Raw genomic sequence first — 12,283 nt, forward strand, 5'->3', positions numbered from 1 at the left:
GCATGCCTGCCGCCGTCCTACGCGAGCAGGTTGACGCCGTGCGTGAACACCCGGGGCAGCCGGGCCGCCAAGGGGACGATCCGCCCCGCGAGCCGGGGCTGTTGGCGTGCCCAGAGCAAGGACGCGGTCAGCGTGCGGTAGCTGCGCGACAGCTCCCGCCAGGCCCGCTCGTACGCCTGCGGCCGGCCCTCCCGTACGCAGCGCACCAGTTCACCCGCCGCCGTCAGGGCCAGCGTCAGCCCCTCGCCGGTCAGCGCGTCCACGTACCCCGCGGCGTCCCCGACGAACAGCACCCGCCCCGCGACCCGTACCCGGGCTCGCTGGCGCAGCGGCCCGGCGCCGCGCACCGGCGAACCGGCTGCCCCGGCCAGCCGCTCGCACAGCAGCGGGAACCGCGCCAGCTGTACGTCGAAGGGGGCGCGCTCGCCGGTCAGGACCGCCACGCCGACCCGGTCGGGCCCCAGCGGGGTCACGTACGCCTCGCAGTGCGCCGACCAGTGGACCTCGACCAGGTCGCTCCAGGGCTCCACCGCGTAGTGGCGGCGCAGCCCGTAGCGCGGCGGCCGGCCGGGGGCGGGCGGCGCCGCCAGGCCCAGCCCGCGCCGGACGGGGGAGTGCAGGCCGTCCGCCGCCACGAGGTGGCGGGCCGTCAGACCGGCCGCACCGACCCGCTCCTCGTCCTGGCGGACCTCGCCGACGCGCCGGGCGAGCACCCGTACGCCCAGCCGCTCGGCCCGCTCGGCCAGCGCGGCCTGGAGGACGGTCCGGCGGGTGCCGAGACCCGGCCCGGTGCGGAACCGGCCTTCCGCGTGCAGGCCGCTCACCCCGTCCAGGTAGCGGATGCCGTGGAAGGGGCGGCCCGGTACGGAGACGCCCAGCTCCCGCAGGCCGCGTACGGCCCCCGGCATCAGGCCCTCGCCGCAGGCCTTGTCGATCGGGGTGGGGCGCGGCTCCAGGACCACGACCTCCATACCGGCCAGCGCCCCGTGGATGGCCGTGGCCAGCCCGGCCGGCCCGCCGCCCGCGACGAGCAGGTCGATCACCGGGCCCGGCCCTCCGCCGGTACGGCGCTGCGGTAGACGGGCGCGGCATGGGCCAGGGCGTCCTCCTCGCAGCGGACGCGTACGCCGAGCAGCAGCAGGTTCAGCAGGGTGAAGGCGGCCGCCGTCACCCAGGCGGTGTGCACGAGCGGCAGCGCCGCGCCCTCGACGACGACGGCGACGTAGTTCGGGTGGCGCAGCAGCCGGTACGGACCCGCCGCCACCAGCGGCAGCCCCGGGACGACCAGGACCCGGGTGTTCCAGCGCGGGCCGAGGGTGGCGATGCACCACCAGCGCAGGCCCTGGGCGGCCAGCGCGAGGGTGAGGGCGGGCCAGCCCAGTGCCGGCAGGAACGGGCGGTCGGCGACGAGCGGCTCCACCACACAGCCCACGAGCAGCGCGGTGTGCAGGGCGACCATGGCGGGGTAGTGGCCGCGGCCGTACTCGGTGGCGCCGCGGGACAGGCTCCAGCGGGTGTTGCGGCGGGCCGTGGCGAGTTCGGCGAGCCGCTCGGCCGCGACGAGGCCGATGAGGAGCAGGTACAGGTCCATCGAGGGGGTCAGCGTCACAGACATGGGGTCACCAGCGCAGGAGGACGAGTTCGGAGGCGAAGCCCGGTCCGAAGGCGATCATCAGCCCGACGGAGCCCGGTGCGGGCGGTGCGGAGGCCTGGATCGTGTTCAGGATGTGCAGGACCGACGCCGAGGAGAGGTTGCCCGCGTCCGCGAGCGAGCGCCGGCTCGCCGCGAAGGCGGAGTCGGGCAGCGCCAGCGCGTCCGCCAGCACGTCGAGGACCTTCGGCCCGCCGGGGTGGACGATCCACGCGTCGACGTCCGGCGGCTTGAGGTCGTGCCGGGCGAGGAAGGTCTCGACCTCCTCGGCCACGTGCAGTCTGACCAGGGCGGGAAGCTCCCGGCCCAGCACCATCCGGAAGCCCCAGTGGCCGATGTCCCAGCCGAGGAGCCCCTCGGTGCCGGGGTAGAGGCGGCTGCGCGCGGCCACCACCGACGGCCCCGGTCTCGTACCGTGCAGCGGATGGCCGCGGCCCACCGCGAGCAGGGCCCCGGCCCCGTCGCCGAAGAGGGCCCCGGCCACCAGGTTGGCGACCGAGGTGTCCGAGGGCTGGAGCGTGAGGGAGCAGAGCTCGGTGGACAGCAGCAGGGCCGCGTGGTCGGGGCGGCCCGTCAGATGGTCGTGGAGGTGGCCGAGTCCGGCGGCGCCCGCCGCGCAGCCCAGGCCGAAGAGCGGCAGCCGCTTCACGTCGGGGCGCAGACCGGCCCGGCCGGCGATGCGGGCCTCCAGCGAGGGCGTCGCGAGCCCGGTGACCGTGGTCGACATGATCAGGTCCACCTCGCGCGCGTTCAGGTGGGCCGCCGCGAGGGCGGCTTCGACGGCGCGGACGCCGAGTTCCTCGGCGCTCTCCAGGAAGAGGGCGTTCGTACGGCCGAAGTCGTTCGACGGTCCGTAGCGATCCAGCGGGAGGGAGAGGTGGCGGGACTCGACGCCCACCGCGGCGTGCAGCCGGTGGAGGAGGGCGGTGTCGGCCCCCGGAGGAAGGAAGCGGGCGAGCGCCGTCGCGATCTCGGACTGCCGATAGCGGTGGGGCGGGAAGACACTGCTCACGGCCAGGACACGCGTCATTGCCTCAACATAGGGAACAACTGACACTTCATGAGGAATGCGGCATATTGGGCGCGGCGCGGCATAGCGTGATCGCGTGCCCCGCGCCAGAGCCGAAACCCCGGACGCAGCCCTGTCCATGTCCGCCGCAACGGCCGCGGCCGGCCCGCCGCAGCCCGCCGTGTCCGGCCTGCTCAGGGCCTGCCATCCGGTGCCCGCCGCCGCCGTGACGCTCCTCGCCGCCGCCCTGGCCGCGGCCGTGGGGCGCAGCCTGCCCGGGGCGGCGTTCACCGTGGCCGCAGTGGCCGCGGGGCAGCTGTCGGTGGGCTGGTGCAACGACCGGGTGGACCTGCGCCGGGACCTGGCGACCGGCCGCCGCGACAAACCCCTGGTCCGCGGCGCCGTACGGCCCGCCGCGGTGACGGCCGCCGCGCTCACCGCCCTGCTGCTCTGCGTTCCGCTGTCGCTGGCAGGCGGATGGCTCGCCGGTTCCGCGCACCTGTGCGGGGTGGCCGCCGCCTGGGCCTACAACCTGCGGCTGAAGAGCACCGCCGTCTCGTGGCTCCCGTACGCCCTCGCCTTCGGGCTGCTCCCCGCCTTCGTCATCCTCGGCCTGCCCGGTGCGCCGTGGCCGCCGTGGTGGCTGACGGCCGCGGCGGCCCTGCTGGGCGCGGGCGCGCACTTCGCCAACGTGCTGCCCGACATCGACGACGACCTGGCCACGGGCGTGTCGGGGCTGCCGCACCGGATCGGCGCGCGGCGCTCGGCGGCCGTCGGGGGGCTCCTGGTCCTCGGCTCGGCCGTGGCCCTGGTCGCCGGACCTCCGGGGCGGGTGCCGCCGTACGGCTGGGGGCTGCTCGCTGTGACGGCCGCGGCGGTGCTCCTGGGGGCCGGGCGGCCGACCGGCCGGAGCCGGATTCCGTTCCTCGCGACGATGGCGGTCGCCGGAGCCGATGTCGTGCTCCTGGTGGTCCGCGGGACCGACCTGGCCGGACTGCGCTGAGACGGCTTGCGCCGACGCGGCCCGCCGGGTGCCGGGTGCCGGGCGCCCGGCTCAGGCCGCCGCTGCCGCCGCCGGCGGGCGGCGGGTCCGGGTCCACTCCAGCAGCTGCTCCCGCGGCCAGGTGTTCACGACCCGCTCGGTCGCCACCCCGCACTCCACGGCCCGTTCGCAGCCGGTCGGCTGCCAGTCCAGCTGGCCGGGGGCGTGCGCGTCCGTGTCGATCGCGAACAGGGCCCCGGACTCCACGGCCAGCCGCAGCAGCCGGCGCGGCGGGTCCAGCCGCTCGGGCCGGCTGTTGATCTCCACGGCGGTCCCGGACTCCGCGCAGGCGGCGAACACCGCACCGGCGTCGAACTGTGACTCGGGGCGGGTGCGCCCCGTCACCAGCCGCCCCGTGCAGTGGCCCAGGACGTCCATCAGGGGATTGCGTACGGCGGCCAGCAGCCGGCGCGTCATCGCCGGCGACTCCATCCGCAGCTTCGAATGGACGGACCCGACGACGAGGTCGAGGCGGTCCAGCAGTTCCGGCTCCTGGTCCAGGGAGCCGTCGAGCAGGATGTCGCACTCGATGCCGGTGAGCAGCCGGAAGGGCGCCCACTCCTCGTTGAGCTCCGCCACCGCGTCCAGCTGCTCGCGCAGCCGCTCCGGCGAGAGCCCCCGGGCGACGGTCAGGCTCGGCGAGTGGTCGGTGAGTACGGCCCACTCGTGGCCCAGCGCGACTGCCGCCCGGCCCATCGCCTCGATCGGGCTGCCGCCGTCGGACCACTCGGAGTGCAGATGGCAGTCCCCGCGCAGGGCCGCGCGCAGCGCGAGGGCGGCGGGACTCGCCGGCGGGCCCTCGGGGTGCGCCGCGACCTCGTCCTCCAGCGTCTGCAGGTACGCGGGGATCGCCCCGCCGACGGCCTCCCGCACCACCTGGGCGGTTTTCGGCCCGATGCCCTTGACCGCTTCGAGGGTGCCCGCCCTGATCCGTTCCCGCACCTCGCGCTCGCCCATCCGCACGAGGGCGGCCGCCGCCGTACGGAAGGCCTGCACCCGGTAGGTGGGTGCCTGCCCGCGCTCCAGCAGGTAGGCGATCCGCTCCAGTGCCGCGACCGGATCCATGCGGTACCTCCCGAGTACCCCCTGGTTCCTGCTTCCAGGGTCCCGGTTCCAGTGTGACCGGCACCCCCAAGGATGTCTTGGGAAGGTCATAAGCTCTGTTTATAGGGCTATAAGCGGGGGGTGGGTGCTGAGTTAGGGTTCCCTTAGTTTAAGGTTCCCTTGATCCAGTGTTTTTCGGTCGAAGGGAACCAGTCATGCCTCGCCCCCTCCGGGTAGCAATCGTCGGTGCCGGCCCCGCCGGAATCTACGCCGCCGACGCGCTGCTGAAGTCCGAGGCGGCCGCCGAGCCGGGTGTCTCCATCGACCTCTTCGAGCGGATGCCCGCCCCCTTCGGCCTGATCCGGTACGGCGTCGCCCCCGACCACCCGCGGATCAAGGGCATCATCACCGCCCTCCACCAGGTGCTCGACAAGCCGCAGGTCCGCCTGTTCGGCAACGTGGACTACCCGAACGACATCAGCCTCGACGAACTCCACTCGTTCTACGACGCCGTGATCTTCTCCACCGGCGCGACGGCCGACCGCGCGCTCGCCATACCGGGCGTCGAGCTCGACGGGTCCTACGGCGCCGCCGACTTCGTCTCCTGGTACGACGGCCACCCCGACGTCCCGCGCACCTGGCCGCTGGAGGCCGAGAAGGTCGCCGTGCTCGGCGTCGGCAACGTCGCCCTCGACGTCGCGCGCATCCTCGCGAAGACCGCCGACGAGCTGCTGCCGACCGAGATCCCGGCGAACGTGTACGACGGGCTCAAGGCCAACAAGGCGCTGGAGGTGCACGTCTTCGGCCGCCGCGGCCCGGCGCAGGCCAAGTTCAGCCCGATGGAGCTGCGCGAGCTCGACCACTCGCCCAACATCGAGGTCATCGTCAACCCCGAGGACATCGACTACGACGAGGGCTCGATCGCCACCCGCCGCTCCAACAAGCAGGCTGACATGGTCGCCAAGACCCTGGAGAACTGGGCGATCCGCGACATCGGCGAGCGCCCGCACAAGCTCTTCCTGCACTTCTTCGAGTCGCCCGCCGAGATCCTCGGCGAGGACGGCAAGGTCGTCGGCCTGCGCACCGAGCGCACCGAGCTCGACGGCACGGGCAACGTCAAGGGCACCGGCCAGTTCACCGACTGGGACGTCCGGTCCGTCTACCGCGCCGTCGGCTACCTCTCCGACGAACTGCCCAAGCTGCCGTGGGACGTCGACAGCGGCACCGTCCCGGACGAGGGCGGCCGCGTGATCGAAGCCGGCGCGCACCTGCGGTCCACGTACGTCACGGGCTGGATCCGGCGCGGTCCGATCGGCCTCATCGGCCACACCAAGGGCGACGCGAACGAGACGGTCGCGAACCTCCTGGCCGACCACGCGGGCGGCCGCCTGCAGACGCCCGCCGCGCCCGCGCCGGAGGCCGTCGAGACCTTCCTGGCCGAGCGGAACGTCCGCTTCACGACGTGGGAGGGCTGGTACAGGCTCGACGCGGCCGAGAAGGCGCTGGGCGAGCCCGAGGGCCGCGAGCGCGTGAAGATCGTCGAGCGCGAGGACATGCTGAAGGCGAGCGGCGCGTAACCGCAACGCGTTCTCGATCGGGTGGGGGCCGCCGGCGGTGGCCCCCACCCGCATGTCCGGTGTCCGGAGCGTCGTCAGTCCTTGATGGAGAGGATCTTCCGGGTCTTCAGATCGGCCTGGACGTGGAGCTGGGTGGTGTCACTGCCGCTCCAGGTCAGGGTGACGGTGGCATTGGTCTTGCCCATCCCGCTGTCGACGTAGGTGACCTTCCACTCCAGCGGCACGTTCTGGGCGCGCAGGACGCCGTCCGCGTGGTTGGTCTCCTCCCACTTCGCCAGCTCGCGCTGGAGCGGCGCGGAGAGGTAGGCGGCCCGCAGCTGCTTCGCGCGCGTGCCGTCCCCGTCGTACACCGCGTCGATGTACGCACCGTAGAAGGTGGCGATCCGGGAGAACGCGCCCTCCGGGCTGCCGGACACGGACGGGGCCGCGACGGCCGCCCGGCCGCCTTGCGGCGCGCCCGCGCCGGCGGTCGCGGAGGCGCTGGTGACGAAGGCGAGGGTGAGTGCGGCCGTCGCGGCGGCGGCCGCGAGGGCGAGGGAAGCGGTGCGCTTGGCCTTGGCCGGAGACTTGAACATCGTTCGGACCTTTCGCCGTGCTCGGTTGCCGAGTAGCTGAACCCACCGACGCCGCCACCCCGCCGGACGGTTCTCGGAACGTATGAAATGGCCTGAATGCGACGCAGATGGCGTACAGCCGCCTATCGGGGCGAACCCAGGCAGCTCAGCGCCGCCGCCCGCAGGGCCCGCACCTGCCCCGCGCCGGCCGCGTGGTCGAGGACGAGGAGCCGGCGGCCGTCGTCGCCGCCGCCGTCGCCGGGTCCTGGCAGCAGTTCCCGGGCCCCGTCCAGGGTGAGGGGGCTGCCGTCGGGCCGGGCCGGCGCGAGGGTGAAGACCCCGCCGGGGAACTCGCCGCGGACCTCGTACGCGCACTGGTGGGCCGGCGCCGACTTGCCGATGCCGGGCGCCCCGGAGGCGACGACCAGCCGGGGGCCGTCGGCGGAGGTCAGCCGGGCGGCGATGGCCCCGCGGTCGCCCTCGCGCCCGGCGAACCCGGGCACGGGCGACAGGCCCGGGCGCCCCGAGCCCTTCCTGGGCACCCCGCGCCAGCCGCTGTCCGCCGCGGGCTCGACCGGCCGCGCCGACGGCACGGGGAGCGCACCCGGGGCGGCGGCGGTCCGCGGCAGATCAGGCTCCGCCGGAGGCTGCGCGGCGGGCGTCACGGCCGGTGCCGCGGCAGGCCCGGGCGCAGGCCCGACGGCAGGCCGTGCCGCCGGACCCACGGCAGGCGCCTGCGGCCCGCCGATCACCTCGGCCCGCAGGATGGCCAGTTCCAGGCGGCGCAGCCCGGCCCCCGGGTCGACTCCGAGCTCGTCGCGCAGCCGCTCCCGTACCGTGCGGTACTCGGCGAGGGCCTCCGCCTGCCGCCCCGTGCGGTAGAGGGCCTCGATGAGCTGCTCGGTGAAGCGCTCGCGCACCGGATGCCGGCGGGCGCTGTCGTACAGGTCGACCAGCACCTGGTGGCAGTTCCCGGCGGCGAGTTCGAGATCGAAGACCCGCTCCAGCACGCGCAGCCGCTCCTGTTCGAGCGAGGGCACCGCGTCGCGCCGGAGCATCCGCGAGGCCACGTTGGCGAGCGGCGGCCCGTGCCACAGGGACAGTGCCTCGCGCAGCCGGTACAGCTCCTCGCCCGGTCCGCCGGCGGCGGGCGCCTGCGAGGTCAGGGCGCGGAAGAGGACGAGATCGAGGGTCTCGGCGTCGTTGTGCATCCGGTATCCGCCGGGCACCGCCTCGATCGTGGTCGTGGATATGCCGTACTTCGTGAATAACCTCCGCAGCCTCAGGACGCACGTCTGCAACGCGGCGCGTGCGGTGGCCGGCGGTTCCTCGTCCCACACCGCGCTCACCAGACAGGTGGTCGAAACAACGACGCCGGGATGCAGAAGAAGAGCGGCGAGAAGGCTGGTCGGCCTGGATGGCTTGAGAACTACGGTTTCCGGGCCGTGGGCAATACTCAGCGGCCCCAAAAGCCGGAACCGCATACTGGTCCCTCGTGTCGGGTCACGTATTTCGCGAACGAGCAGGACAGGGGCGGTGGTCGGCCGCGCCTGCTCTCCGCCCCCTGGTGGGGCGGCGAATGAATGAAACACTACATAAGGGATCTTGTGAAAGTCGAGTGGTACGGCTTGTTTCCGACCGCACGGCGATTCTCATTCTTCCCGTCACTCTGGAGTCCTGTGAAGTTAGCACCGGTTGGCCAGGATGTTCACGTGTAAACGAATTCCCGGTACCGATCCCATCGCGCGGCAAACGAAGTCGATTTCCGGTCACGCGGCGCCGAAGTTCCCTGGCTGATTTCGTACGACCGGGAACCGGCCACTCGTACGGGTGATCCGCGGGACGGGTGCGCCGGACGCGGAATGCGCGGCGGCTCCCGGTGGTTCGGACTCCACGCAGCACCCGACCACCCTGCACGGACTGGAGAGCTCATGAAGATCGGCATCATCGGCGCAGGCAACATCGGCGGCAACCTCACCCGCCGCCTCACCGCCCTCGGGCACGAGGTGTCCGTGGCGAACTCCCGCGGCCCCGAGACCCTGACCGACCTCGCGAAGGAGACCGGAGCCACGCCGGTCACCGTCGCGGAGGCGGCGCGGGGCGCCGAGGTCGTCGTGGTCACCGTCCCCCTGAAGAACGTGGCGAACCTGCCCGCCGGCCTCTTCGGCGACGCGGCGAAGGACTTCGTCCTCATCGAGACCGGCAACTACTACCCGCAGCAGCGCGACGGCCGTATCGCCGAGATCGAGGACGAGGGCCTGACCGAGAGCGGCTGGAGCCAGCGCCGCCTCGGGCACCCGGTGGTCAAGGCCTTCAACGGGACGTACGCCGAGGACATCCTCAGCTTGCACCGCCCGGCCGGGGCCCCGGACCGGGTGGCCCTCCCGGTGGCCGGCGACGACCCGGCGGCGAAGCGGACCGTCCGGGCGCTCATCGACGAGCTCGGCTTCGACACCGTCGACTCGGGCGGCATCGAGGACTCCTGGCGCCAGCAGCCGGGCACCCCCGTGTACGGGCTCAGGGCGGGGACCGACGCGGTCGTGAAGGCCCTCGCCGAGGCCTCTCCGGTCCGCCAGGCGGCCTTCAAGGGCTGACCGTCCCGGGTGGGCGCGGGAGTTCGGGCCCTCCCGCGCCGGCCCCGGGCGCGTCTCCCCGACGCCGGACCGCGGCCCGCCGACACCGCGCCGCGCCCCCGGCCGGGAACCGATACCGAAGTGTCATCCTCCGCCCCTGCGTACCGGTGGCCCGGGCTTGCTACGGTCCTGCCCTCACGGGAGCCGTAGGAGGGCCCACCATGCACGTCAGACCCCGTCTGCTGATCGCCTCGGCGGTACTGGCGGCGCTCCCGGCCGTCCTGACGGCCTGCTCCGGCCACCCGGACCGCCCGGCCGCTCCCACCCGGTCGGCGAGCCCCTCGCCCTCCGGCTCCGAGTCCCCGGCGGCGACCGCACCGGCCGCCCCGGCCTCCTCCGCACCGGCGCCCACGCCGTCCCCGACCGCCACCCCCGCCGCCGCGTCCCCGGCCGCGCCCGCGAAGACGCCTACGGCGCCCCCGGCCCCCGCGACGCGGCTGTCCCTCACCGCGGTGGCCCCCGGCGGCGCGCTGCACCTGGTCCGCGGCGGCCCCGCCCAGGAGTTCACGGTCACCGTCCGGGGCGGCAGCTCCCAGGCCTACCGGCACCTGCTCGTCGCCTTCCAGATGGAGCCCCTGACCGGCGAACCCGGGGACCTCCCCGGGCCGGCCGCCCCCTTCGTCCTCGAACGCCGCGACCCGGCCACCGGCGCCTGGCGCGCCGTGGACCTGCGCATCGCCACCGACGTCAAGCCGGCCCACCTCTACACGGGCGGCACCGCCCTCGCGCCGGGCGCCGTCCGCACCGACCGCTACCGGCTGCGCGCCACCGCCACGGGCCCGACCGGCAGCAGCCCGCTCATGGTGTTCGCGGTCGACGCGGACGCCGCCGCGGGCACCTCCGCGGACTTCGAACACCCCGGACACGTCTCGCTGCCCCTCACCACCCGGCGCCTCCTGTAACTCCCGTTCCCGCCGCGGCAACCGGCGGGGTCCGGACCCTTGACCCACGCTTGGTCCAGACCAATCATGAGGCGTCCGCCCGTTCGCTCGCGCCCCACCGGGAGCATCGATGAGACGTCCCAGGCCCCTCCATGCCTTATCCGTGGCCCTGACCACGGTCCTCGCCTCCGCCGGCCTCGTCCTCGGGACCGGCGCCGCCGCCCACGCCGCGACCCCGCTGCCCGCGCACGTCTTCGCCCCGTACTTCGAGGCGTACAACGGCGACAGCCCCGCCGACCTCGCCCAGAAGTCCGGCGCGAAATACCTGACCATGGCGTTCGTACAGACCGAGGCCAGGGGCTCCTGCACCCCGTACTGGAACGGCGACACGGGACAGCCCGTCTCCGCCTCCGTCTTCGGCGCCGACTTCGCCACGATCCGCTCCCGCGGCGGCGATGTGATCCCCTCCTTCGGCGGCTACGCGGCCGACAACGGCGGCACCGAGATCGCCGACAGCTGCACCAGCGTCGACGCGATCGCCGCCGCCTACGAGAAGGTGATCACCACCTACGAGGTCTCCCGGCTCGACATGGACATCGAGGACAACTCGCTGACCAACAAGGCGGGCATCGACCGGCGCAACCAGGCGATCAAGAAGGTCCAGGACCGGGCCGCGGCGAACGGCCGGCCGCTACAGGTCTCGTACACCCTGCCCACCACCACGAGCGGCCTCGCGAGCAGCGGACTCGCGGTCCTCAAGAGCGCCAAGGCGGCGGGTGCGCAGGTGGACGTCGTGAACCTGATGACCTTCGACTACTACGACGGCGCCACCCATCACATGGCGACCGACACCCAGACCGCCGCCACCGGGCTCCACGACCAGCTCGCCGGCCTGTACCCGGCCAAGACCCCCGCCCAGCTCTGGGGCATGATCGGCGTCACCGAAATGCCGGGCATCGACGACTACGGCCCCGCCGAGACCTTCACCACCGCCGACGCGACCGCCGTCTACGACTGGGCGGTGGGCAAGGGCATCAACACGCTCTCCTTCTGGGCGCTCCAGCGCGACAACGGCGGCTGCCCGGGCACCGGCGGCTCCGATTCGTGCTCGGGCATCGTCCAGGACCCCTGGTACTTCAGCCACACCTTCGCGCCGTTCACCGGCGGCGGCGGTCCCGTCGCCGACGACTTCTCGCTCGCCGTCGCACCCGGCTCGGCCTCCGTGGCGCCGGGCGGCTCCACCGCCGCCACGGTGAACACGGCCGTCGTCTCCGGCACCGCGCGCACCGTCGCGCTGACGGCGTCCGGCGCACCCGCCGGAGTCACCGCCTCCGTCGACCCGGCTTCGGTGACGGCGGGCGGCTCGGCCCGGCTCACGGTCGCCGCCTCCGCCTCGGCCGCCCCGGGCACGTATCCCGTCACCGTCACCGCCGCCGCCGGCGCACTCACGCACACCGCCGCCTTCACCCTCACGGTCACCGGCCCGGGCGGCGGGAGCGGTGCTCTCGTCAACGGCGGCTTCGAAAGCGGCGCGCTCACCCCGTGGACCTGCGAGAGCGGCGGAGCGGTGGTCGGCGCCCCCGTGCACGCAGGCTCGTACGCCCTGAAGACCGCACCCACCTCCGCACAGACCGGGGAGTGCGCCCAGACGCTGACCCTCGCCCCGAACACGAAGTACACGCTGGCGGGCTGGGTGCAGGGCAGCTGCGCCTACCTGGGCGTCCGCGGCGGTGCGAGCGCCAGTACGTGGACCGGCTCGACCGGCTGGTCGAAGCTGACGGTCCCCTTCACGACCGGTGCCTCCGGCACGGTCACCGTCTACCTGCACGGCTGGTACGGGCAGGGCGCCGTGTACGGGGACGACCTCTCGGTGGGGTAGATCGCGGGGTGGA

The 12,283-nt window shown here is 73.9% G+C and carries 11 protein-coding genes; 5 read left to right on the forward strand and 6 right to left on the reverse strand.

Annotated elements, in window-relative coordinates:
* Nucleotides 1-17: 17 nt before the first annotated feature.
* Genes ACIQU4_RS07100 through ACIQU4_RS07110 form a run of 3 tightly spaced genes read right to left on the reverse strand, consistent with a single transcriptional unit; the run spans nucleotide 18 to nucleotide 2,681 of the window.
* Entirely contained in the window at nucleotides 18-1,043 is a 1,026-nt protein-coding gene (locus tag ACIQU4_RS07100; RefSeq protein WP_403726905.1) for an NAD(P)/FAD-dependent oxidoreductase, read from the reverse strand.
* On the reverse strand, nucleotides 1,040-1,591 hold the full coding sequence (locus ACIQU4_RS07105) for an isoprenylcysteine carboxyl methyltransferase family protein (RefSeq protein ID WP_403727715.1): 552 nt from the start codon (nucleotides 1,589-1,591) through the stop codon (nucleotides 1,040-1,042). Before ACIQU4_RS07105 ends, ACIQU4_RS07100 begins: the two co-directional genes overlap by 4 nt.
* A 28-nt stretch (nucleotides 1,592-1,619) precedes the next feature.
* On the reverse strand, nucleotides 1,620-2,681 hold the full coding sequence (locus ACIQU4_RS07110; RefSeq protein ID WP_403726908.1) for a type III polyketide synthase: 1,062 nt from the start codon (nucleotides 2,679-2,681) through the stop codon (nucleotides 1,620-1,622).
* Nucleotides 2,682-2,757: 76 nt separating this feature from the next.
* On the opposite strand from ACIQU4_RS07110, the gene ACIQU4_RS07115 reads away from it, so the two are divergent.
* Entirely contained in the window at nucleotides 2,758-3,663 is a 906-nt protein-coding gene (locus ACIQU4_RS07115) for a UbiA family prenyltransferase (RefSeq protein ID WP_403726910.1), read from the forward strand.
* Nucleotides 3,664-3,714: 51 nt separating this feature from the next.
* Here ACIQU4_RS07115 and ACIQU4_RS07120 read toward each other — a convergent pair whose 3' ends face one another.
* Complete coding sequence (locus tag ACIQU4_RS07120; RefSeq protein WP_403726913.1) at nucleotides 3,715-4,767, reverse strand: PHP domain-containing protein; 1,053 nt, start codon at nucleotides 4,765-4,767, stop codon at nucleotides 3,715-3,717.
* 194 nt (nucleotides 4,768-4,961) lie between these two features.
* On the opposite strand from ACIQU4_RS07120, the gene ACIQU4_RS07125 reads away from it, so the two are divergent.
* Nucleotides 4,962-6,323 carry an FAD-dependent oxidoreductase gene (locus tag ACIQU4_RS07125; protein ID WP_403726915.1) on the forward strand — a complete coding sequence of 454 codons (1,362 nt, stop codon included), beginning with the start codon at nucleotides 4,962-4,964 and terminating at the stop codon, nucleotides 6,321-6,323.
* Nucleotides 6,324-6,397: 74 nt separating this feature from the next.
* Here ACIQU4_RS07125 and ACIQU4_RS07130 read toward each other — a convergent pair whose 3' ends face one another.
* Together ACIQU4_RS07130 and ACIQU4_RS07135 are read right to left on the reverse strand one after the other, a co-directional pair.
* A complete protein-coding gene (locus ACIQU4_RS07130; protein ID WP_403726917.1) occupies nucleotides 6,398-6,898 on the reverse strand; it encodes a hypothetical protein in 501 nt (166 codons plus the stop codon).
* Nucleotides 6,899-7,020: 122 nt separating this feature from the next.
* Complete coding sequence (locus tag ACIQU4_RS07135; RefSeq protein WP_403726919.1) at nucleotides 7,021-8,361, reverse strand: BTAD domain-containing putative transcriptional regulator; 1,341 nt, start codon at nucleotides 8,359-8,361, stop codon at nucleotides 7,021-7,023.
* A gap of 378 nt (nucleotides 8,362-8,739) precedes the next feature.
* Between ACIQU4_RS07135 and ACIQU4_RS07140 the strand changes: the two genes are divergently transcribed.
* From ACIQU4_RS07140 to ACIQU4_RS07150, 3 genes are all read left to right on the forward strand, one after another.
* The gene (locus tag ACIQU4_RS07140; protein ID WP_403726922.1) at nucleotides 8,740-9,471 is read left to right on the forward strand and encodes an NADPH-dependent F420 reductase; all 732 of its coding nucleotides are present in this window, start codon (nucleotides 8,740-8,742) and stop codon (nucleotides 9,469-9,471) included.
* Between the two features lie 200 nt (nucleotides 9,472-9,671).
* Nucleotides 9,672-10,412 (forward strand): hypothetical protein, encoded by a 741-nt coding sequence (locus tag ACIQU4_RS07145; protein WP_403726924.1) that lies wholly within the window; start codon nucleotides 9,672-9,674, stop codon nucleotides 10,410-10,412.
* 109 nt (nucleotides 10,413-10,521) lie between these two features.
* Nucleotides 10,522-12,270 carry a glycosyl hydrolase family 18 protein gene (locus ACIQU4_RS07150; RefSeq protein WP_403726927.1) on the forward strand — a complete coding sequence of 583 codons (1,749 nt, stop codon included), beginning with the start codon at nucleotides 10,522-10,524 and terminating at the stop codon, nucleotides 12,268-12,270.
* Nucleotides 12,271-12,283 lie beyond the last annotated feature (13 nt).

Source organism: Streptomyces sp. NPDC090741, from assembly GCF_044769045.1.
Classification (GTDB): Bacteria; Actinomycetota; Actinomycetes; order Streptomycetales; family Streptomycetaceae; genus Streptomyces.